Raw genomic sequence first — 22,053 nt, forward strand, 5'->3', positions numbered from 1 at the left:
GATCACATGCAAAAATTATAGATGAGAATTGAAAGCTGGCATGAAATGCTTGCAGTGGCGGGAGGGAGACAGAGCCAATCCATAGCAGGGAGGGTATCGACTCTATGGCTTCATTCATCTTGATTGCGCGACAACAGTGACGGGCATCTGCAGATACTTGAGTTTTGAATTAAACCTCATGCAGCGACAGAGCCCGGAAAGTCGCTGGGGATAGTGTGATTATCCCCAGCGGGGGCGGTTATAAGCCAATTAACCCCCTGTTACTGGTTGTAGCTCAGCGTCCTGTTGTTGCTCAAGGTAGGTGCTTAGCAACTTCTGTGGGTTATTCATCGCCTCCTTGGTCTTGGTGTCGATGATCTGTTTTCCCTGGAAGCGCTGGGTTTCCTTGATGGCAACATCATGGGCCAGGATCACCAGCTTGGCCCGGGCCACATCGGCGGCGGTCAATCGATTGACAATGCCATTGGCGCCCTGAGTTTCGACCTTGATCCTGATTCCGAGCTTATTGGCTGCTTTCTCCAGACTCTTGGCGGCCAGGAAGGTGTGAGCAACCCCGGATGGGCAGGCGGTAACCGCAATGACATCGGCGACACCTTCTTCAGAGATGGAGTCGACCGGGGTCTCGGCTTCGCTGCCTTCTTCGTCGTCTTCAGTGACCGGCTTTTTCAGCAGGTTGACGATAATCGCCGTGGTGAGTGCTCCGGCAATGGTACCCACGATATAGCCCATCTTGCCCTGAACCACGGGGAGTACGATCCAGCCACCCCAGGGAGCGTGATTGATCACATGCAGCAGGAAGCCTGTGACGTTACCGACAATGCCGCCGGCGACAATGGCTGGGATCACCCGTACCGGATCGGCGGCCGCAAATGGGATCGCACCTTCGGTGATGCCGATCATCCCCATGATCGCCGCAGCTTTACCCGCTTCACGCTCCTCTTTCTTGTAGCGTTTGGGTGAGATCAGGGTTGCCAGAGCCATTCCCAGGGGGGCACACAGATTGCGATCCCGACGCCACCCATCAGCCAGGGTTGGGTATCGACCTGAGTTTGGGCAAACAGGGTGGCTACCTTGTTGACCGGGCCGCCCATATCAAAGGCGGTCATTCCACCGAGAATGGTTCCAAGCAGAACCTTACCGCTTCCTGCCATGCCAGCCAGCCAGTGATTCATCGCTGTCATCATGTGGGCGATGGGCTCACCAATGCCCCACATCACCAGGCCACAGACGATGAAGGTCCCGACCAGGGGATAGATGAAGATAGAGCCCAGTGATGCCATGCTGTCCGGGAACTTGATCCGTTTTAGTTGCTGCACCACGAAGCCTGCCACAAAACCGACTACGATCGCTCCGAGAAAGCCCGTATGGTAATGCTGGACCGCGATCCAGGAACCTAGCATCCCCGGGGCCAGGCCCGGCTTATCGGCGATCGAGTAAGCGATATAGCCACCGAGGACCGCCGTAAACAGGGTAAGTCCGGCGATTCCCATGGTCGCGATATCCTTGAGGATCCCGGACTGTGGCACCGCCCCTTTTCCTGAGATCATCACCGAAAGAGACAATAAAACCCCTCCGGCAACAATGAAAGGGATCATGTGGGAAGTTCCAAACAGCAGGTGCTGCTTCATTTTGCCCATTCTCTGTTTAAAGGAGGAGCCTGAGGCTTTTGGCTTCGCTGGGGCAGCCTTGGGAGCGGGAGACTCCTTAGGGGTTTCAGGCTCATTGACAGGCTCCAGTAGTTTGAGGATCTCCTGGGTAGAGCGAGCGGCTCGCAGCTTATCGATAAAGCCCTCCTCAATCAGTCGACTGGATATTTGTGCCAGGACCTCGATGTGATGGTTGTCTCCGCCATCAGGGGAGGCCAGCATAAAGAACACATCGGAGGGCTGGCCATCATCAGCATCAAAATCGATACCGCTACGACTGATACCTATGGCTACGGCAGGCTTTAATACCGCAGCACTCTTGGCATGGGGAATGGCTACGCCCTCTTCAAATCCGGTACTTCCGAGGGACTCTCGTTCCCAGACATCGGCAAGATAGGCCTCTTTATCACTGACACAGCCGGCTTTGTCCAGGAGTCCGGCCATTTCGGACAGTAATTCTTCTTTGGTGGTAGATTTAAGATCAAGGCAGATCAAATCAGGGGTGATCAAGGATAGTATGTTCATGATGACTCTCTATATTCATGAATCGAATAAAGGTATAAAAATCAATCAATTAAAGAAAGAAAAATCATAATTCCACGCCGTATTCTGAACTTATTTATGCCTGTTACAGTTTGGTTGTAGCTGTTTCAGGAGGGGGGATGGCGTGAAGATATGGTGAGCGAAATAGGTTGAGAGCGATAGTGGAGATTTCATCCATTCACTGGATTAATGTACCCATCAGGAGGAACTGTGATCAACGTCAATTGGCTACCCTTGGCCTCGAGATGAGTTCGGGAATAAAAGAGCATGATCATTTAGCAATCATGTGATACTAAATTAATGTTTGTGATATCAATCACTGCAAAAATAGTTATTAAATTAATATTATAATTTTACAATTTTAAAAGTATCACAAGATTACTTCGTACTTTTACCATTTTGATGATGGACCCTGTATGGAACATTTCAGTCGTTTGTTAGAGCAAAAGTTGATGCCACTGGCTGGTAAGTTGGCTCAACAAAGGCATCTTGGAGCTATTCGTGATGCCTATATTTCATTTATGCCATTTATTATCGTTGGGTCGATTCTGCTGGTGATCTCGTCGTTTCCCAGTAAGGCCTATCAGCATGCGATGGCATCGGTGTTTGGGGCGAACTGGACCAATGTGGTGGAAGTCCCTTTTAATGCCGTGTTTTCTACCATGTCTCTTTTCATTGCTTTTTTGGTGGCATATCGGCTTGCAGAGCGTTACAACATCGACAAAATGTCTGCCGGGATCCTCTCGTTGACCACGTTTTTGATCCTGACTCCCTTCGCGAATACGACTAGCCTGGGACAGGTTATCTCAACACAGTGGTTGGGCTCAAAAGGTTTATTTGTCGCTATGCTAGGGGCAATAGTATGGACCGAAATCTTTGCCTGGTTTATTCGCCGAAATATAGTGATCAAGATGCCCGCAGGGGTACCTCCTGCGGTCCAAAAGTCGTTTGCAGCCTTGATCCCTTCATTAGTTGTGCTGTGTCTGGCTCTGGTGGTGCGGATGTCATTCCATGCTTCCGGATATCATACCATCCATGAGTTTATCTATACCGTGCTGGCTATGCCGATTAGCCACTTTGGGACATCTTACGTCGGGGCTTTGTTTACTGTACTTAGTATTACCTTGCTTTGGTCGGTTGGAATTAACTCAGGGTCCATGGTCAATGGGATCCTGCGTCCATTCTGGATGGGGAATCAGGCCGATAATATTGCAGCCATGCATGCGGGCTTACTGCCCCCTCATGTAATAACCGAGCAGTTTTTTGACATGATTTGGATGGGGGGGGCAGGTTCAACCTTATCCCTGGTGATTGCCATGCTGTTTTTTGCTCGGAGCCAACATATCAAAAATGTTTCACGGTTGGCGATCGGTTCTTCGGTTTTTAATATCAATGAACCTGTGTTGTTTGGGATCCCGGTGATCATGAACCCCATCATGTTGATCCCTTTTAATCTGGTGCCTCTGGTTCTGGTCACGGTTCAATACAGCTCGATGGCACTGGGAGCCGTAGCAACTACAACGGGAGCTTATATTCCGTGGACTATACCTCCGGTGATTAGTGGGTTTCTGGTTACAGGACATATATCGGGAGCAGTGATCCAGGTCGTGAATTTGTGTATAGGTGCCATGATTTATTTGCCATTTTTGAAGGTGGTCGATAAGCAGTATCGTGCCAAAGAGCGGCAAGCGGAGATTCAGAACAAAGAGTCAGCCGTGACTGTATAAGGAGTATTCATGCAAAGTAGTAGTAACTGGGGGATCATCGCAACATGGCGGATGGCGTATGAAGGGATCAGCGAAAGTGCTCAGATGTTGGCTGAGGATCAAGATTCAACCAGAGCGGCCCTTCACGCTGTGACGCGGGTGGAGGACTACCCCTACTACAAGTCAGTTGGTTATGGTGGCCTTCCTAATGAATGCGGTGAGGTTGAGCTGGATGCCGCGTTTATGAATGGAGATACTTTGGCGGTCGGAGCCCTGGCTGGAGTTAAGGATCTTGCTAATCCTGTCCTGGTGGCAGAGGCTTTGAGCCGGGAGCGATTTAACAGCTTCATGGTGGGTGAAGGGGCTAGGGAGTGGGCTCTGCGCCAGGGGTTTGAGGAAAAGCCGATGCTTACCGAACGTGCGCAGCAGCATTACGTGAAGCGCCGCCGAGAGACCATAGACCGAGGGCTCAGTCCTTACGCAGGTCATGATACGGTTGGGGTGATCGCTTTGGATCAACAGCGAAAGATGAGTGTTGCGACCTCTACCAGTGGCCTGTTTATGAAGCGTCCGGGTCGGGTGGGAGATTCTCCGGTGTCCGGCAGTGGCTTTTATGCTGATAGTCACATTGGAGCGGCAACTGCAACCGGGTTAGGTGAGGATCTGATGAAGGGGTGCATCAGCTATGAGATCGTGCGGCGGATGGGGGATGGGCTTTCTGCACAGCAGGCTGCAGACTCTGCTGTTTGGGATCTGGAGCAGCGGCTTCTCGAGCGATATGGGCGTGCCGGGGATCTATCTCTAGTCTGTATGAATAACCGGGGGGAGTTTGGTGTGGCAACCAATATCGATAATTTTTCATTCTCTGTGGCAACCGCAACTCATCCATCCACCATCTATCTTGCCTGGCGAGAAGGAAAGAGGACCCACTATCGCGAGGCTGATCAGGAGTGGCTTGACGCCTATCAGGATAGGATCACGGCAGTAGTTAGCTAGGCTCTGTTGATGTTTCCTATTTTGAACCTGTTGCCCCTGAAATGTTTTGTTCAAGATACGAATTACACAGTTTAGTGCCTCTAAATAGGTGATTCGCCTCAATGAACTGGGATTGCAGAGCAACCCTTAGGCAAGGGCTATTTGTCCTCCCTGCGCCGTTATCTGATGTTCATGTAGAGCAAGTACATCACACATACTCTGCCTTGCTGGATGAAAAATAGCGCACGGCAGAACCAAGTCTGAGCGTCAACAAAGCCCGGGAGGAATCATGGAGTTTGGCTTGCTACGCTGGGTGGATAGTCCATCCCTTAAAGAGCAGCACTTAATTGGGTTTGGAAGTTCACTGCAAGAGTGGCTTACTGCCAGCTCTTTTCATGGGATAGCACCTCTTTTGAGAGAGTTGCATGAGCATGGCGGAGGGACTTGCAAATTTGGATTAGGATCTGTTTGCCGACGCCTTACTCTGCTTGAAGGGGATTCTCCCGACCACACAGAGTGCTGTGCCAAGGCATTGAAAGAGGTGGAACAGTTGGAGTTGGGACACCTGTGTTCGCTGACCTTCTCTTTGTTGGGATTAGAGTTGGAAAGCCCTGATACATACCGGGGAGTGCTGCGGCTGTTGGTGGCTCTTGGAAATCGTGATTATCGATTGAGTGATCTGGGCTACCACCAGAACAAGGAGTCTAAATCAAAATTAGTCATCTCTTTACTTGCAACGGATGCTCAGTTGGATAGAGCCTATCAACTGTGCCACACAGCCGATGCGATCACTCAGGGAATGATAGTCGCCCGTGAATTAGCCGATAGGCCTAGCCAGGACTGCACTCCCCAATCGATTGCCAACTGGGTTGAAGAATATTGCTCTGAGAAGCTAAGCCTGAGCTACCAGATCTTGGATGAGGCTGCGATGTTACGCAAGAAGATGGGGGCACTGTATGCAGTGGGTAAGGGGAGCTGCAATCCTCCGCGATTAGTCACTTTAAGCTACCGGGGTAAGGGGTCAGAGGCATTACACCATGTTTTTGTTGGGAAGGGGGTGACCTTTGATACGGGAGGGCTTTGGCTCAAGCCCGGAGAGGGGATGCGAACCATGAAATATGACATGTGTGGTGCTGCATCCTTGCTGGGCTTGATGGATACAGTATATCGCTTACAGCTTCCGGTGAATCTTTCTGTGGTGCTGGCACTTGCTGAGAACATGCCAACGGCTACGGCGATGCGGCCGGGAGATGTGGTTCAAACCCATGCCGGCTATCGGGTGGAGATCATCAATACAGATGCAGAGGGGCGCCTGGTTCTGGCCGATGCTTTGAGCTATGCGGCCCGGGAGCTTAAGGCCGATCTTCTGATCGATGTAGCTACCTTGACCGGTGCGGCAGTGAAGGCTCTTGGCTACGATATCAGCGCCTTGATGGGGAATGATGAAGAGTTATTGAGATGGCTGGAGTCGGCGGGAGAGCACTCAGGTGATCGTGTGTGGAGACTTCCACTGGATGAGAGCTTCGAATCTCAGGTGGGTAGTGAGATTGCCGATCTGTGTAATACCCCGCCCAATAACGCAGCCATTTCTGTATCGGCGGCCTATTTCCTGGGGAAGTTTTGTGACGGGAGGCGGTGGGCTCATCTTGATGTGAGTGGGACGGCATTGACTCGGGGGGACGCAATACGGGCAAGTGGAAGACCGATCCCCTTATTAATTCAATACCTGTGCGACCGCGTACAGGGGACAAATAATGGAGTATCTGATGAAGAAGATCCTGTTAGTGTGTGATATGGGAATGTCTACCAGCTTGGTGGTCAAAAAAATGCAGGAGGCTGCGTTGCTACGCGGCCTGGATATAGATATTCAGGCTAAAGGAATGCAGGAGTTCAAAGAGCAGATCCAACACTTTGATTGCGCCTTGTTGGGGCCACAGATCAGCTATAAGCTGGCCGAGTGTCAGGGGATCGCCGCAGGTTTTGATAAGCGAGTCGAATGCATCAATATGATGCACTATGGACTGACCGATGGAGAGAAAATCCTTGATCATGCCCTGACTTTGGTGGCTTAAGGAGTTGCTGATGGACTTAGAAGAGAAGGTCATGACCTTGATCTGTAGTGCAGGAGCCTGCCGTAGTCTCCTGATGGAGGCCTTGCAAAAAGCACGTGAAGGAGCGATCCCTGAAGCAGAGCTGAGAGTAGAGCAGGCCCGCGAATCCCTCAATGCGGTTCATGCTGTGCAGACACGCCTGATTGAAGAGGATGCCGGTGAGGGAAAATTGCAGGTTCCCATTGTGATGGTGCATGCTCAGGATCAGGTGATGAATGCTGTTTTGCTGATGGATCTTACCAAGGAGTTAATTGAGGTACATCGGCGGCTTGCAGCTTAATTATAAGGGCGTGTTTGCAAATAAAGAGGGCCTTTTCAGGCCCTTTTTTGTTGCACAAAGCCAAAGGGGGTTTGATGTTGGAGGCCTTTACGAAGGAGTCGCTGATTGAGAATGTCCTCGTAGTGGAGCAGTATTGCTGCGAGTCCAAGGCGATGGTCATAGCATTCACCCTGAAGCAGCTGCTGCAAGGTCAGAGCAAAGTGGCAGGCTGTGGCATTAAGGCAGCTTTGAGTTGATTCTTGCGTCAGCGGGACTTCAAGCCTACGGGCGATATCCAGAGCGACCGGATGTTGGCAACATGAGATGGAGGTCACTTGAAATGGTAAGCTATGGTGGATAAATTCGATTAATTTTTGCCGAGCATCTTGTCGCTCCTGCTCTAGCAAGGCGAAGGCGATATAGCTACTTTTCTTTTCTACGATGACCAGCAATTGGCCCTGGCTTTTATGGAGCTTCTCAGGGAGATCAAAGCAATCAAGTTGAATGCTTCCCAACCCATCGTCACTGATCGGTTTTCTGAGTCGGCCGACCTGATGACGTTGTAGGCAGCGACTTATCCCTGCCCGGGATGCGTTTCGATTAATAAGAAGCCGAGTAACCTCAAGAAGCTCATCTAAAGGGAGTTTCAGTCGTTGCCGCAGATAAATAACCAGAATCTCCTGCTCTGAGGAGAGCGTCTTATGGATGGTGTTCGGTCGATGCGAGCGATCCTGGCAGTCATTGCGCTGACGCCAGCGGCGTATGGTGTCGATTGAGAGATTCAGTTCTTTGGCCAGCTGTGTGTCAGACAGCTCCGAGCGTTGAATATACCTTCGGATCCTGGGGGTAGTGGTGGCATTCGAGTGAAGTTTTATTTCCATAGAGGTGCGGCGTTATTTTAGTCTTGTGCGCGATTCATTCTGCGATGGAGTGAATCGTATGACTCATCTCTATCAACCGGATATTGGCTATTATCCTCGTAGTTTGGGCGTGAAACAACCATATCGGCCCGCCTTATGGGGATGTTCAATTCGATTGAGGTGTTTTGCTATTCGTCTCCTCGGCGGCCAGCTCTTTGAGCAAAGAGAAATCAAACATCGAATCAGGGGTTACACCGGATTGAACGCCAAACATGGCGATGGTGGCGCGGCGGCGCAGGGATTTTGGTGGGATTGAATTAAAGAAATTCAATACCTCTTTGGCGACGCTTTTTATCCGGGGGATCTGGGTGGTGGCCTCAGTGACGCTGCGGAAGATATAAGCATCCTCAAGCCAGTGGGCGTAGGTCTTTTCGGGGATCTTATCGTATTTTGCAATATTGCGTGGCACTCGTGGATCCTGCATCCCTTTGTACCAGGCTCTGAGGAGCGCCTTAAAGGCCGGGCGGTTCTCGGCGAGTGCAGACTTTTGCACCACGATCACATCATAAATATTTTCGGGAAAGTCCTTGCTGGTCGCAACCAACTGACCCACTTCAGGGGTGACCATATCTAAGTTTGGGTTCCAGCCTACGGCGGCGGCCAGTGATGGAAGATGGACAAACAGCTCGCCAACATTTTCACCGACGGCATATTTGAGATAGATATCATCAAGGCTTTTGCCATGCTGTTTCAGATAGAGATGGGCCAGCCACAGAGAAATGGAGTTGGATTGTAAGACCCAGCTTTTGCCGAACAGATCATCCGGCATCTTGAGTCCCTGGCGTGCCATGATCTTATCGCCGCCATTGCTGTAGTCGGTGATCCCTATGATGACACCATTATGTTGATTGCTCTGGGTGTAGATAAAATCATACAGGGTGAGGAAGGCGACATCGGCGACTCCATCCTTAAAGCGTTCGACATTGGTGTTGTAGGTTTTGAAATAATAGTTGAACTCGGGAGGGAGCATACTCATCCGGTGCATGGCACGGCTCGCCATCCATACCGGCCAGTCTGAGGCAAACATTCTGAATTCGGTGGCCGCAGGACCCCGGGTCAGATCCGGTGCCAGGCTGAGCAGGCAGGTAAGGAGTAGCTGGCAGAGTCTCTTTTGCATCAGATAACCATCCTTTTTTATAAAGGGTGGTTAAAGAAAAGGGAGTCTGCAAATGAAATTGCTCATGCCACAGGAGTGACAGCAGCGCTGCGACTCCCTGCTGCCAGAGGTGTGATCCTGAGTGCTCTACCAGTCATCGTCCTCATCATCGGTTGGGTGCATCTTACTTTTATATTCGGGAATGTTTTTATCCATCCCTTTCATCCGCAGATAGGCGCTTCGGGCGATCCCGATAACAAAAAGGATCACCACAGTATCATAAGCTATATTTGAATAGATTAAATATATTATTTTTTATATAACTTGATAGGGGGAGTTAATTATATATCTGGATTGAAATCTTAAGTTATTGAATAGATTCAATCTCTTCGGGCTTGATTCCCCGCCGCTTGCGGCGTGAAGCTCTAAAATAGAGCAAGTTGGTGGTCAGAGTGGAGCTTGATGTATTGGTTGTCCTGATTTTTGACATAGTTGTCAATCATCGCTTCGTCACCGTGTTTACTGACAGTGTTTGCGAAATACCCATCAGTCCAGAACTCGCTACCCCATAGTTTTTTTTACTTGTGGGCAGCGCCTGAAAAATTCCTTGGCAGTCAGGCTTTTAAGCATTTGCACGATTTTAGTGATGCTGTAGGTAGGAACGGACTGGATGAGAAAATGGACATGATCTTTATCAGATCCTATTTCTAGAAACTTGATCTGATAGCGCTCAGCGATTTCTAGGCATACATTCTTGAGAACCGAGTCAACATTGTCATCGATTATTTCTCGACGGTATTTTGCAGGAAAAACCATGTGGTAAAGTAGCACTGTAACGTTGTGAATTTTGTGGATGAACTCACTCATAAGTAGAGAGTACATGGTTTGTTATGTTGAATTCTACTGCAAGTGCTAGCTCAAGTCCCTCGATTCGCGAAGCGAAGTCGAGCCTAGGCGAGAGGCTTGACCCGGGGATTTTTATTTATATGCATTTGCCCAAGACTTCAACATAATCTGTAATGTTCCTATATTATTCTCAAAGTCTTCCTGTGAATTTAAGGTGTTTAAGGGATATTAAGGTGCGCTTGTAGATATTTTGTTTAAAATCATTGTTCTCTTTTTTTGCTTGATCCTTTTTAGATGGATGTATCGGGTGATGCGTATCGCGTGATGTAATCAAGATGATGTGATCAAGAATTACTAAATGGCTTTTTAAATTGATAATGGTTTAAATAAGATGCTTAAATTTATAAAAATAAAAATTGATGGAAAACCCAGAGTGTGCATTGTTAAAAGCGATATATACCTTCCGAGATACATTGAGATTAAGGAGAGTGAATTAATTAAGACTGGTAGTAGTAAGTTTTACATATATGATGGAAAGTTTCTTTTTAAAGTGCGAGAAAATAAATATAAAATAAAAAGAAATCCTATTGGTTGGTTTTTTAGAACTTTGATTAGAGACCGAATTTTAATCCAGACTGACTCTAGAAAAGAGTATAAAGGAAATAAGAGAATAGAAAGAGTAGGGATAAAAACGGTTCGTAACTATGGATGGGGTGTTTTTATAAACCCATTTGATAGATATCTATCACTTTGTTTTATGAGCTATCATCCGGAGATGGTTGAGCTTCAAGAGTTTTTGAATGATAAAAACAAATCAAAGGAGAATAAAAATCATGTTATCGAAAATTTGCTTGATGAAATTAATTATTTGGCAGGTAGAGGATACTATTTGAAAGATTTTCATTTCGGTAACTTTTTATATGGAGATAATGACTTGCTATGGATAGATACTCATATAAAACCGCTATCAAAATTTAAAAATAAGAAAGGGGATCAATTTACTTCAAGTATTGATAAGAGGAAAGTCGGAGATCAATACTGGGATATGGTTAAATCCGTAATTCAGCCGATATCGTAATAAAAATTATTAATGTCAGATATTCACTTTAAATTGTAGGCTCTTCTTCAGGGTGGTTATAGGTCTATAAGTAACTGTTGAACTCAGGAGGGGGCACCTTTATCCGGTTCATGGTGCGGTTCGTCATCCAGACCGGCCAGTCTGAAGCAAAAATCATGAATTCGCTCGCAACTGGATTGCGCGGGATATCCAGCATCAGTCCATGCAGACCAGCAACCACATTCGGAGTTGTTTTTGCATCGCAATACCTCCCTCTTTTGTATAGAGGGTTGGCTAAACTCGCGCGGTTAACAAATGAAGGGGTGGCAGCAGCAGAGGTCTGCTGCCCACAGAGCAGTTGTGACTGTCTGCCGGGCTACCAGTCATCGTCCTCATCATCGGTTGGGCGCATCTTACTTTTATATTCGGGAATGTTTTTATCCATCCCTTTCATCCGCAGATAGGCGCTTCGGGCGATCCCGATAACAAAAAGGATCACCACAATGATCAGTATCCACCACCATCCCATAGAACTATCCCTGATTGATGTTGAGTATGTAGCGCTCGAAGATATAGTCGAGCCGCGGTTGTATCTCAGCATATCCCCGGACAGGGTGCAGGGAAAGGGTTTGCTGTAAAAGTTGTGGGGTTAACTGCTCCAGGCAGAGCTCTGCCAGAGGTTGATAACTCAGGTGCCATGGCTCGCGGGAGACACCTCCGAGATCCCGGGCGTAGGGCTTAAAAAAGCCAAACTCAGACATCCTGTCATCCAACCAGCGGCACAGGGGGGCCTGACACCCTCCCTGATCATACTCATCCGGTATGAGCTTCAGAGACTCTCCGGGGAGCAGTAGGCTCGGATCATAGAGATCAAGCTCGGTTCCCCAGTGATGGCGGCTGGCTCCCGGCAAGGCGCTCCAGCGCAGGATATGTTCGATCTTTTGCCACTCGCTTAAGCTTTTCAGATCAACGGGGCGGCTGTGTGAATCCAGCAGTGGACGCTTGCCATCGAATTTACCATCCCAGATCTGTTTTTGCCGCTCAAAGCTGCGGTAACTTGAGGCCGCCTGGAGATCAAAGCCATCGTTGGCTGCGGCTTGCTGCAGAGCGCACCAGGCTCGGTATACCTCAGGTTGCAACGCCTGGTCGGCTGCAAATTCGTGAAGATGGTGGCTGTCTCGTCCCGTGAGTTGCTCAGGCGTCATAGCAAGAGTTTCTCCATGATCTTCTGATAGAGGGTGACCAGGGTATGCAGCTCATCGACGCCGACGGACTCATTGATCTGATGAATGCTGCGATTGACCGGGCCAAGCTCCAGCACCTCTCCACCCATGGTGGCGATAAAGCGCCCGTCAGAGGTCCCCCCGAGGTACTAAGCTCGGGCTTATGGCCGGTGGTCTCCTCAATGACAGCCATGGTGGCATCCAACAGTGGGCCATGATCGGTGAGGAAAGGCTCGCCGCACAAAGACCAGTCGAGTTGGTACTCCAGCTGGTGGCGGTCCAGCAACTGATGGACCGTTTGTTTGATCTGCTGGTGGCTCAGCTCGGTGGAGTAGCGCAGATTAAACTGAACCTCCAAAGCGCCGGGGATGACGTTAGAGGCGCCTGTGCCTGCATTGATATTGGTGATCTGAAAAGAGGTGGCCGGGAAGTAATCATTGCCCTGATCCCAACTGTGACTTGCCAGCTCGTCAAGAGCCTTGAGGGCCTGGTGGATCGGGTTACGGGCGCGGTGAGGGTAAGCCACATGTCCCTGAACCCCCAGGACGCTCAGATGTCCGATCAGGGAGCCGCGACGGCCGTTTTTCACCGTATCACCAACGCGCTCGCTGCTGGATGGTTCGCCGACGATACACATGTCGATGAGCTCATGGCGCTCCTTGAGGGCTTCGACCACCTTGACTGTGCCGTTGATGAAGGGGCCTTCCTCATCACTGGTGATCAAAAAAGCGATGGAGCCTTTGTGCTCAGGATGGGCTGCGACGAAGCGCTCTGTGGCGATCAGCATGGCCGCCAGTGAACCTTTCATGTCGGCCGCGCCCCTTCCATAAAGCTGTGAACCCTCGATCGTCGCCGAGAAAGGGGGGTGACGCCACAGCTCATGAGGACCGGTTGGAACCACATCCGTGTGCCCGGCAAAACAGAGTAGTGGGCCTGTGTTGCCGCGCCGCGCCCAGAGGTTCAGGGTATCGGCAAATGGCATGGGCTCAATCTCAAAGCCATGTTTGGCAAGGCGTTCGGCCAACAGTGGCTGGCAGCCACAGTCTTCCGGGGTGATTGAGGGGCGGCGGATCAGCTCCTGGGCCAACTCTATGACTGAGCTCATCGGCTAGCTCCCGGCATGCTCTAAAAGCTCAGCGGCATAATCGCTGGCCTTAAACCCAACCAGTATCTGCTCTCCCCTGGTGAGAACCGGACGCTTGATGAGAGTCGGGTGCTGCTGCATCAGCGCAACGGCCTGCTGCTGGGTCTCGAGCTGCTTTTCACTCTCGGTCAGATTGCGCCAGGTGGTACTGCGGGTATTGAGGAGCTTTTTCCAGCCCAGGGTTTCACACCAGAGTGTGAGCTGCTGCTCGTCGATACCATCGGTTCTGAAATCGTGAAATTGAGCTTGGATTTCCTGTTCGGCCAGCCATTTGCGAGCCTTGCGCACAGTGTCACAGCTTTTGATCCCGTAGAGGGTCACGGATTGGGTCATGGTGAGGTTGCCCTGAATGAGAAAAGTTCCCAATTGTGGCATGGGGTTTCGGGCCTGTAAACCGTCAGTGAGGTATCTGTGTGCCTGGATCTCACTCTATACTTTGGATGTGATGCATGACGCAAGGATGACGTGATGAAAACGCTCATGATGCTGTTGTCGTTTAGTTTGGCACTGTTAAGCTCTTTGGCTCTCGCAGCTCCCAAGGTGTATCTGACCTCTTTGGACTGGCCTCCCTATACGGGCAAGAAGCTGCCGGAGCAGGGGCTGCTGTGGCGGTGGCTAAATCGGTGTTTGCCAAGGCTGGTTATGAGCTGGTGGTTGAGTTTTACCCCTGGAATCGGGCGGTGAACCTGGCAAAGACCAATAAGAAGTACGCCGGGTATTTTCCTGAGTACTATGCCAAGGATCTGGAGAAGGACTTTATCTTTTCCAAGCCCTTTGGCAAGGGGCCATTAGGCTTTGCCGAGCTTAAATCCAAGCCGGTGCCCTGGAGTAGCCTCGATGATCTCAAGGGGATGAAGCTTGGAACCGTGGCGGGTTATGTCAATACCCAAGCCTTTGATGACATGGTGGCCTCCGGCGGCCTGAAGGCCGATGCGGCTCGCTCTGATATGGCAAATCTGCAGAAGGTTGGCGCCGGGAGAATTCAGCTGGCGGTAATTGATGAAAACGTGATGCACTATCTTCTTAAAACCGAGCCTGCTCTCAAGCGCTATGCAGATAAGATAGGGTTTAACGCCAAGGTGCTGGAAGATAAGAAGCTGTATGTCTGTTTCAGGCGCGATGGGGCAGATATGCAGATGATCGATGCCTTTAACAAGGCGGTGGATGCGGTGAATGCTGCCGCCATGCTGGATAAAAAACTGAAGTGATTTAGGCTCTGTTGACGTTTCAGATTTGGTTCAAAATTGGAAATGTTAACAGAGCCTAGTGATTCCCTTGAAAATCGCAGCCGGGTTCACAGGCTGCGATTTTCTGGTTTATGCCAGGGCGCTTTCCTGCTCCCAGCTAAAGTCAAATACCCGGGCTCTGACCCAGGGTGCATCAGGCAGAGAAGATGAGAGCTGATGCACTCCTTCATCATCGACAACGATTGCAGATAGGGTCGGAAGCTCCTGTTCGCTGCAGTAGGTACGGATCTGGTGCAGGGCCTCGATGAGGGCCTCGGATTGCTCTGGATAGCCTGCAAGTTTTGCAAGTTTCGAGAGTCGAATCGTACGCCGAGTTGCAGCTCGCTCCGTCAGTATGTTCCAAATAGAGCAATGGGGGAGGTCGGTTTCGGTTTGTATCTGATTATCCATGGTGTGTGAACTCCACAACAGGCCATTGTTTATACGCAATCGCTCCCCGGGCAGTTTTTTCAGTTCGTCCGGTGAGCACAGGGTGATAAAAAATAGTCTCGGTTTGTGAACGTTTAAGGATGGCGCTAAAACTACCACACAAAACAGGGTTGCCCCATAATCGAAATCGCTTTTTTGAGAGCTGCTTCAAAAGAATGAAACTTGATTGGATAATTTGTCCTGAACTGAGAGTGCTGGCCTGCCAGGGGGTTTGACTTGGCCACTTTAACTGTGATTTATTCTGCGGGTCATTTCTCCGGGGGATTGTCAGTGGCTGGCAATGGGTGATGATTGTGGCCTGGGAGCGACGGCTTGCCCCTTTATTAGGCGCAACCTTGACTCCTCAGTTCATTGGCTCATTGTGGACTCGACAGATTTTTCAGAACCAGGAACTATAGATAGGTTCCGGTGGCCTGAATCTATCGAGCCTATCGACTCTTCCTGAAATCACCAAACCTGTCATTCTCAGTGATCCCGGGGAGAAAAGAGCAATCCTCATAAGTGAGAACAAACAATGAATCATAATGCTCAAGATCAACAGCAGCCCCTGTATATTCCTTACGCAGGTCCAAATCTTCTCGAAATGCCGTTACTGAATAAGGGCAGTGCTTTTAGCCAGGAGGAGCGGATTTTTTTCAATCTTGAGGGGTTGTTGCCACATAACATTGAAACCCTGGATGAGCAGGTTGAAAGAGCTTATCAGCAGTACCTCAATGCAGCCGATGACATGGGGCGGCATATCTTCCTGCGTAACCTTCAGGATACCAGTGAAATACTATTTTATAAGCTGGTCCAGACTCACCTTAAAGAGATGATGCCGATCATCTATACCCCGACCGTTGGTAAGGCGTGCCAGGAGTTTTCTAATATTTACCGTCGCCACCGGGGACTCTTCATCTCATACCCCGAGCGTGAGCGAATCGATGACATTCTGCACAATGCAACCCACGGCGATGTGAAGGTGATCGTGGTGACCGATGGTGAACGGATCCTCGGCCTGGGCGATCAGGGGATTGGCGGCATGGGGATCCCTATCGGTAAGCTCTCTTTGTATACCGCCTGTGGCGGAGTGAACCCGGATCAGACCCTGCCGATCGTCCTTGATTGCGGCACCAACAATGAGGCGCGTCTGAAAGATCCCATGTATATGGGGTGGCGGCATAACCGGATCACAGGTCAGGAATATGATGAGTTTGTGGATCTGTTTATTGAGGCGGTGAAACGGCGCTGGCCCGATGTGCTATTGCAGTTTGAGGATTTTGCGCAGCAGCATGCCCAGCCTCTGTTGGACAGATACCAGGACGAGCTTTGCTGCTTTAATGATGATATTCAGGGACAGCCTCGGTCACCCTGGGGTGTCTGATTGCCGCTTGTCGCGCCAGTAAGCGTCCGATGAAAGATATGAAGGTGGTGTTCCTCGGGGGAGGCTCGGCAGGATGCGGCATCGCAGAGCAGATCATTGCGCAGATGCGCTCTGAGGGGCTTAGCGATGAAGAGGCCCGGGCCCAGGTGTTCATGGTGGATCGCTATGGACTGCTGATCGACAGCATGCCGAATCTGACTCCGACTCAAAGTAAGCTGATGCAGAGTAAAGATCTGATTGAGCAGTGGAACTGCCCTCAGGACAATATCTCGCTGCAGGCGGTGATCGAAAATGTGAAGCCGGATATCCTGCTGGGAGTCTCCGGGCAACCGGGGCTTTTCAGTGAGGAGGTGATCAAGACCATGTATGCTCACTGCAAGACCCCGATCATCTTCCCGCTGTCGAACCCAACCTCCAGGGTCGAGGCACTGCCGGAAGATATTTTGCGCTGGACCGAAGGCAATGCCCTGGTTGCAACCGGGAGCCCCTTCGATCCGGTGCAGTATGAGGGGAAGAGCTATGCGATCGCCCAGTGTAATAATTCCTATATTTTCCCGGGAGTCGGCCTTGGGGTGTTGGCGACCGGTGCCAAGCGGGTGACCCGGGAGATGTTCATGGCGGCCAGCCGTGCCCTGGCGGACTGCTCGCCCTTGGCTAAAGATGGCGAAGGGGCACTATTGCCACCTCTTGAAGAGATCCAGGAGGTGGGCCGCTGTATCGCCAAGCTGGTGGCGAAGACGGCCCAGCTGCAGGGCCATGCGGTCCAGTGGCCGGATAAGGTTCTGGATGAGGCGATCGACAATAGCTTCTGGCAGCCTGAGTACCGGCCGTATCGCAGAACCTATTTCTAAGACTTTTGTTTTATTGGTCGATAACCGGCCCTGAGATCAAAACCGCTCTCGGTTGGGAGCGTTTTTTTTATGATCACAGAGGACTCTGGTAATGCCGCGATTATCTATACTGCTTAGACAAGTGGTCACAAAGTAGGTAGTCCATTATCGGGCTCACACTCTTTCTTGCCCTTAAACCAAGCCAAGAGTACTTCCAGCAACTGGATAAGAATCGGCTTGCTCTCCTTTGTTGGAGTTGTGCTTGAAGGCATAGTTAAGAAGACATCTCCACCATTAGTGTTGATGTACGTGTTGTGGTAGGTTGTTTCATGAGCATCCTTAACTAAAGAAATATTACTTTTGCCCTTTTGATCTGTCGCCATTATGCGTTACTATCCTTTTGCAGATGCAATACTGATCTCAGTTTAATACACCGTATATGGCCAGAGAGCAGCGCGCGTTTCACAAAATAGACGCGCGTAGAGTCCGCTAACTTTTTAGTTAGAGGGCACAGCCGCATCTATACCCGGCTCATAAAAACACGTATCTAACTTTGGCGAGCGAGATGTGTTTTATGGGCCTTATTTTTAACCATGCCAATTTTACGTGCAAAAACGCCTTGATTTCGCATGCACTTTTATTTGTGATAGCCTAATCGATCTCCTCACTAAAATTGGCTGAGGCCAAAAATACAAATCTTTAATTCCCCCCAAAAAAATAGGCCGAGCTTTGGTCATGTGGCTCCTGTCAGATGCCAAAATATCTGATTCAATGTCGAGGTGCTTACCACATACAAACTCACCAACAGTGAACCTTTCGGAATTTTCAAATATTACCCAATAATACTTTAATCATTACTAGGTGATAGGGGGAAAATACCCCCTATCAAAATTAGGCAAATTATGGTATGCGTGTATCATTTCGCTATACGGACACTTAGCGTTTTGACGCAATCAATAAAACGCGAGCAATAAAGCATGAAAAAGGCCGCCATCTACATAAGAGTCTCAATCAAAGAATAGGGAAGGTCAGGTCTAGAGTTGGGAGCGCAGATTACAGCTTGTGCATCATTCGTAGATAAAGAAAACATCATTGTGCTGGAGGCTTACAAGGATGTTAAAGCTGAGCGGTCAGAGAGCGTGAAGGTTTAAATAAGGCGCTGGAGTTATGCCGCTTAACTGATGCAGATCTTGTTTGTAGCTAAACCATGTCGCCTATCCTGTCTATGGCCGACGCCATGACTATCATTGAACAATCCTGGGTCAGGGTTAACTAAGTTGTTCAGGTTAAACTTCAAAGTAAACAGCCATAGGAGTATGATTAAACAATTTCAAAAGTTGGATTTATTACATGATTCCCGTAGACCTTGGTAGTGCCCACGTTGGTATCGACAAAGATCCTGACACCTGCCCTATATGCAAACATAAAATCGTTCCAAATGCCGTTTACAACCACGCAAACGCAAGGCATCCAAAAGGCTTTTTCCAAAGACTGTATCGCGTATACGAATGCCCAAATGAAGAGTGCTCTGAGCTATACATAGCCTACTATGACTTACAAACTGGAAGGAGGGCATCTACATCGGGAATTAATAGCTATGAGCTCAAGTTCGTGGAGCCAACTTGCGTAGATAGTTCAGTTATTCCACAGGAGATAATAGATATTTCATCACAATACGTTCGTATAAAAATTCAAGCAGAAGAGGCAGAGCAAAGAAGCCTATCAGAGGTCTCAGGGATTGCTTACAGGAAGGCTTTAGAATTTTTAGTCAAAGACTACGCGATCCATTGCGCTCCTGAGAAAGAAAAAGAGATAAAAGTAAAGGCACTATCAAAAGTCATTAAAACACAGTTTAAGGATTCACCAAGGATAGTCGCAGCAGCAGAAAGGGCTGCATGGCTTGGTAATGACGAGACCCATTACATACGTAAGTGGACAAACCACGACATCCAAGATCTGAAAAGATTACTATCCATAGTGGAGCACCTAATCACCACAGAGGAACAGCTAAAGCAGTATGAAAAAGAGCTTCAACCATCCTAACGCCCCCCGCTTGTTAGGCGACAGATCCCCTAAGGATTAAGGTGCTACTTCGACGCAATGTCTCTGTCGTGGCTAAGCTCTCGTCACGCTTATCATCCCTGATAAGCTTTCCCTGTTCGACTTCCTTGCCTCTCGTTTTTCTTCTCTGAGAGAAGCTTCACCCATGTGTCTCGAATGGAATTATCTACGGTTCACCTCGGCGCTCGCTCACGGGGGTGAGTTAACTCCCCCTTTGATTCGTACCGAAGAATCATAAAGTTATTTGAAGTTGAGCAGCATGGATGCTGCGAGTGCGCAGCCAGTATAGGGACATACTGTCTGCGTTGTGCTTCAAAATATGATGATTTTGAGGAGAAGAGCGAATCGAGGGGCACCCTCGGGGTTGTTAGGGGGACAGGGTGAGCAGTCCCCCTGACCCGCCGCCGCTCGGCAGCGGCAATGTGCCTTTGGCACCAATATGCTGACCGCAGGTCATCAATTCGAATTCGATGTTGTCCCGGGGAGTCCAGAGGGGGTTGGACAAGCAATCTCCTCTGGTCGCAGGTAGCTTGCGCCATCAATGGCTTCAGCTGCATTTGCACATCCTTGTGTAGCATCCGCGGCTGGACAAATATGCCGCAGGCACAAATAAGCCGACCGCAGGTCAAGTTGTCAGAGACTGCAGGTATCAGCGGCGCTGTTTGACCTTTTTCGCCCGGGCCTTGAGCTCGTGATCCAGCTCGTCGGGGAACAGCACCAGGCCATCTTCATCCTGGTTGGGGAAGATCACCAGTGACAGCTCATCATCCAGCATCCCAGGTGTCCAGTGGCTGTGCCAGCGTGCCAGCGGGATCGCCTCGGCCTTACAGTGCTGCCATTCGCCACTGATCCAGGCCTCGGCAAACTCGGAATTTGGCCAGACCGGGATGCAGTCCTCATCCTCTGTTGTTAGCATCATGCAGCCATGCTGATCGGTCAGGATCCAGACCTCCTGGTTGGTCACGACCTCTTTCACTAAATACTGATAGCGTTGCTGCGCATCAAGGCGCAGGATCTCATCCACCCGGGATGGCTCTAACGGGCTAGACATCTTCAGATACCTGTTGCAAAAAAGGGGTAGCATACCTGAACAATCGCTGCGGGGAGCAGATTTTTTAGTGTTTAGGTGTTTTTGTGAGCATCGGGAGTCCTGGGTCAGGCTCAATTGGGTTTTCGGGGAGGATAGGGAGAAAGGCTGGCAATAGAGATAAAGAGTGGGGAGGGCGCCTCCCCACTCTTAAGGGAGCTTATGCGACGGAAAGAACGTCCGCTTTTTCCAGCATATAGTCTTGTGGTACCGGACGCTGGTTCACACCCGTTGCCTCTGCGGCCAGGGCTACGGCGCGGGATACCCGGGACTTAAGGCGTGGATCCATCGGTTTAGGGATCACATAGCCACGACCGAACTCCAGGTGAGAGGCACCCGCTGCCAGCAGAACCTCGGTCGGAACTGTCTCTTTCGCCAGATCGCGGATCGCTTCAACGGCGGCACACTTCATCTGCATGTTGATGCGGGTTGCATGAACATCCAAGGCACCACGGAAGATGAAGGGGAAGCCCAGTACATTGTTGATCTGGTTTGGATAATCGGAGCGACCGGTCCCCATGATGATGTCATCGCGGGTCTCATGGGCAAGCTCTGGCTTGATCTCAGGATCCGGGTTGGCGCAGGCAAAGACCACAGGATTTGCAGCCATCCGTTTGAGCTGCTCAGGACTCAGCAGGTTCGCGCCGGAGACACCAATAAACACATCTGCATCTGTGATCACATCATCCAGGGTGCGCAGCTCGGTGTCGATAGCGAAACGCTGCTTGTACTGGTTGAGATCGGTACGACCGTTATGGATGACACCGCCGCGGTCCAGTACGAAGATGTTGTCCTTCTTGGCGCCAAATTCCTGCATCAGTTCGACCAGCGACAGGCCGGCAGAGCCAGCGCCCAGAACCACGATGCGCGCATCTTCAATGCTCTTACCCTGGATCTCCAGAGCATTGAGCAGACCCGCAACGGTTACGATCGCGGTACCGTGCTGATCATCATGGAATACGGGGACATTACAGCGCTCGATCAGGGCTTCCTCGATGGCGAAACACTCGGGAGCCTTGATATCTTCCAGGTTGATGCCACCGAAGCTGTCGGCGATGTTAGCGACCGTGTCGATAAACTCCTGCTGGGTATCGTGAGTCACCTCGATATCGATGGCATCGACACCGGCAAAACGCTTGAACAGCAGAGCCTTACCTTCCATGACCGGCTTGGAGGCCAGAGGGCCCAGGTTTCCAAGGCCCAGGATGGCGGTGCCGTTTGAGATAACTGCAACCAGGTTACCTTTTGCGGTATAGCGATAGGCGTTATTCGGATCTTCAGCGATCTCTAAAACCGGAGCGGCAACACCCGGGCTGTAGGCTAAAGAGAGATCGTCTGCGGTTTCGGCCGACTTGGTCAGTTCGACAGAGATCTTACCGGGTTGAGGGTACTGATGGTAATCGAGAGCAGCCTGATGTAATTGATCTTTTGGCATGGAATGGCTCCTTATTATAGTGAATGCGCCAAAAAAAAGGGCGTTAGTTTAGCGAAGATGCCCTAATGTGGATAC

The 22,053-nt window shown here is 50.1% G+C and carries 20 protein-coding genes and 3 pseudogenes; 9 read left to right on the plus strand and 14 right to left on the minus strand.

Annotation, left to right across the window (positions count from 1 at the left end):
• Nucleotides 1-249: 249 nt before the first annotated feature.
• Together DB847_RS26590 and DB847_RS26595 are read right to left on the minus strand one after the other, a co-directional pair.
• Nucleotides 250-981 (minus strand): fructose PTS transporter subunit IIB, encoded by a 732-nt coding sequence (locus DB847_RS26590; protein WP_234418535.1) that lies wholly within the window; start codon nt 979-981, stop codon nt 250-252.
• The gene (locus tag DB847_RS26595; protein ID WP_234418536.1) at nt 963-2,171 is read right to left on the minus strand and encodes a fructose-specific PTS transporter subunit EIIC; all 1,209 of its coding nucleotides are present in this window, start codon (nt 2,169-2,171) and stop codon (nt 963-965) included. Before DB847_RS26595 ends, DB847_RS26590 begins: the two co-directional genes overlap by 19 nt.
• A gap of 434 nt (nt 2,172-2,605) precedes the next feature.
• Between DB847_RS26595 and celB the strand changes: the two genes are divergently transcribed.
• The 5 genes from celB to DB847_RS07995 all read left to right on the plus strand — a co-directional run bounded on the left by celB (nt 2,606) and on the right by DB847_RS07995 (nt 7,261).
• On the plus strand, nt 2,606-3,916 hold the full coding sequence (celB, locus tag DB847_RS07975) for a PTS cellobiose transporter subunit IIC (RefSeq protein ID WP_108650203.1): 1,311 nt from the start codon (nt 2,606-2,608) through the stop codon (nt 3,914-3,916).
• Nucleotides 3,917-3,925: 9 nt separating this feature from the next.
• Nucleotides 3,926-4,891: a N(4)-(beta-N-acetylglucosaminyl)-L-asparaginase gene (locus DB847_RS07980; RefSeq protein ID WP_108650204.1), complete on the plus strand. Its 966-nt coding sequence runs from the start codon at nt 3,926-3,928 to the stop codon at nt 4,889-4,891.
• A gap of 268 nt (nt 4,892-5,159) precedes the next feature.
• Nucleotides 5,160-6,662, plus strand: coding sequence for a M17 family metallopeptidase (locus tag DB847_RS07985; protein ID WP_108650205.1), 1,503 nt, complete (start codon nt 5,160-5,162; stop codon nt 6,660-6,662).
• Entirely contained in the window at nt 6,637-6,942 is a 306-nt protein-coding gene (locus DB847_RS07990; RefSeq protein WP_108650206.1) for a PTS sugar transporter subunit IIB, read from the plus strand. Before DB847_RS07985 ends, DB847_RS07990 begins: the two co-directional genes overlap by 26 nt.
• Nucleotides 6,943-6,952: 10 nt before the next feature.
• A complete protein-coding gene (locus tag DB847_RS07995) occupies nt 6,953-7,261 on the plus strand; it encodes a PTS lactose/cellobiose transporter subunit IIA (RefSeq protein ID WP_108650207.1) in 309 nt (102 codons plus the stop codon).
• 35 nt (nt 7,262-7,296) lie between these two features.
• Here DB847_RS07995 and DB847_RS08000 read toward each other — a convergent pair whose 3' ends face one another.
• The 4 genes and pseudogenes from DB847_RS08000 to tnpA all read right to left on the minus strand — a co-directional run bounded on the left by DB847_RS08000 (nt 7,297) and on the right by tnpA (nt 10,123).
• Complete coding sequence (locus tag DB847_RS08000; protein ID WP_108650208.1) at nt 7,297-8,121, minus strand: helix-turn-helix domain-containing protein; 825 nt, start codon at nt 8,119-8,121, stop codon at nt 7,297-7,299.
• Nucleotides 8,122-8,266: 145 nt separating this feature from the next.
• Nucleotides 8,267-9,277: a type 2 periplasmic-binding domain-containing protein gene (locus DB847_RS08005; protein WP_108650209.1), complete on the minus strand. Its 1,011-nt coding sequence runs from the start codon at nt 9,275-9,277 to the stop codon at nt 8,267-8,269.
• Nucleotides 9,278-9,403: 126 nt separating this feature from the next.
• A complete protein-coding gene (locus DB847_RS25980; RefSeq protein ID WP_267897748.1) occupies nt 9,404-9,526 on the minus strand; it encodes a hypothetical protein in 123 nt (40 codons plus the stop codon).
• A gap of 155 nt (nt 9,527-9,681) precedes the next feature.
• Nucleotides 9,682-10,123, minus strand: a pseudogene (gene tnpA / locus DB847_RS08015) (IS200/IS605 family transposase).
• 370 nt (nt 10,124-10,493) lie between these two features.
• On the opposite strand from tnpA, the gene DB847_RS08020 reads away from it, so the two are divergent.
• Nucleotides 10,494-11,180 (plus strand): hypothetical protein, encoded by a 687-nt coding sequence (locus tag DB847_RS08020; protein WP_108650211.1) that lies wholly within the window; start codon nt 10,494-10,496, stop codon nt 11,178-11,180.
• Nucleotides 11,181-11,535: 355 nt separating this feature from the next.
• On the opposite strand, the gene DB847_RS24300 is transcribed toward DB847_RS08020, so the two are convergent.
• The 4 genes and pseudogenes from DB847_RS24300 to DB847_RS08035 form a co-directional block, all read right to left on the minus strand.
• On the minus strand, nt 11,536-11,688 hold the full coding sequence (locus DB847_RS24300) for a hypothetical protein (RefSeq protein ID WP_159084467.1): 153 nt from the start codon (nt 11,686-11,688) through the stop codon (nt 11,536-11,538).
• Between the two features lie 4 nt (nt 11,689-11,692).
• On the minus strand, nt 11,693-12,364 hold the full coding sequence (locus tag DB847_RS08025; RefSeq protein ID WP_108650212.1) for a M15 family metallopeptidase: 672 nt from the start codon (nt 12,362-12,364) through the stop codon (nt 11,693-11,695).
• Nucleotides 12,361-13,487: pseudogene (gene dapE / locus DB847_RS08030) on the minus strand (succinyl-diaminopimelate desuccinylase). The gene DB847_RS08025 and the pseudogene dapE overlap by 4 nt, the downstream one beginning before the upstream one ends.
• Nucleotides 13,488-13,490: 3 nt before the next feature.
• Nucleotides 13,491-13,901, minus strand: coding sequence for an ArsC family reductase (locus DB847_RS08035; RefSeq protein ID WP_108650213.1), 411 nt, complete (start codon nt 13,899-13,901; stop codon nt 13,491-13,493).
• Nucleotides 13,902-14,131: 230 nt separating this feature from the next.
• On the opposite strand from DB847_RS08035, the gene DB847_RS08040 reads away from it, so the two are divergent.
• Nucleotides 14,132-14,734 carry a substrate-binding periplasmic protein gene (locus DB847_RS08040; RefSeq protein ID WP_159084468.1) on the plus strand — a complete coding sequence of 201 codons (603 nt, stop codon included), beginning with the start codon at nt 14,132-14,134 and terminating at the stop codon, nt 14,732-14,734.
• A 108-nt stretch (nt 14,735-14,842) separates the two neighbouring features.
• Here DB847_RS08040 and DB847_RS08045 read toward each other — a convergent pair whose 3' ends face one another.
• Entirely contained in the window at nt 14,843-15,163 is a 321-nt protein-coding gene (locus DB847_RS08045; RefSeq protein WP_108650215.1) for a hypothetical protein, read from the minus strand.
• Between the two features lie 553 nt (nt 15,164-15,716).
• Here DB847_RS08045 and DB847_RS08050 point away from each other — a divergent pair.
• A pseudogene (locus tag DB847_RS08050) lies at nt 15,717-17,416 on the plus strand (NAD-dependent malic enzyme).
• 125 nt (nt 17,417-17,541) lie between these two features.
• Here the strand turns inward: DB847_RS08050 and DB847_RS08055 are convergent.
• Complete coding sequence (locus tag DB847_RS08055) at nt 17,542-17,778, minus strand: hypothetical protein (protein WP_108650216.1); 237 nt, start codon at nt 17,776-17,778, stop codon at nt 17,542-17,544.
• 967 nt (nt 17,779-18,745) lie between these two features.
• Between DB847_RS08055 and DB847_RS08060 the strand changes: the two genes are divergently transcribed.
• Nucleotides 18,746-19,438, plus strand: a complete 693-nt coding sequence (locus DB847_RS08060) for a DUF4145 domain-containing protein (RefSeq protein ID WP_108650217.1) — start codon at nt 18,746-18,748, stop codon at nt 19,436-19,438.
• A gap of 667 nt (nt 19,439-20,105) precedes the next feature.
• Here DB847_RS08060 and DB847_RS08065 read toward each other — a convergent pair.
• Together DB847_RS08065 and DB847_RS08070 are read right to left on the minus strand one after the other, a co-directional pair.
• On the minus strand, nt 20,106-20,507 hold the full coding sequence (locus DB847_RS08065) for a DUF2750 domain-containing protein (protein ID WP_108650218.1): 402 nt from the start codon (nt 20,505-20,507) through the stop codon (nt 20,106-20,108).
• A gap of 196 nt (nt 20,508-20,703) precedes the next feature.
• On the minus strand, nt 20,704-21,978 hold the full coding sequence (locus DB847_RS08070; RefSeq protein ID WP_108650219.1) for a malic enzyme-like NAD(P)-binding protein: 1,275 nt from the start codon (nt 21,976-21,978) through the stop codon (nt 20,704-20,706).
• Nucleotides 21,979-22,053 lie beyond the last annotated feature (75 nt).

It is taken from the genome of Dongshaea marina (genome assembly GCF_003072645.1).
GTDB classification, from domain to species: Bacteria; Pseudomonadota; Gammaproteobacteria; order Enterobacterales; family Aeromonadaceae; genus Dongshaea; species Dongshaea marina.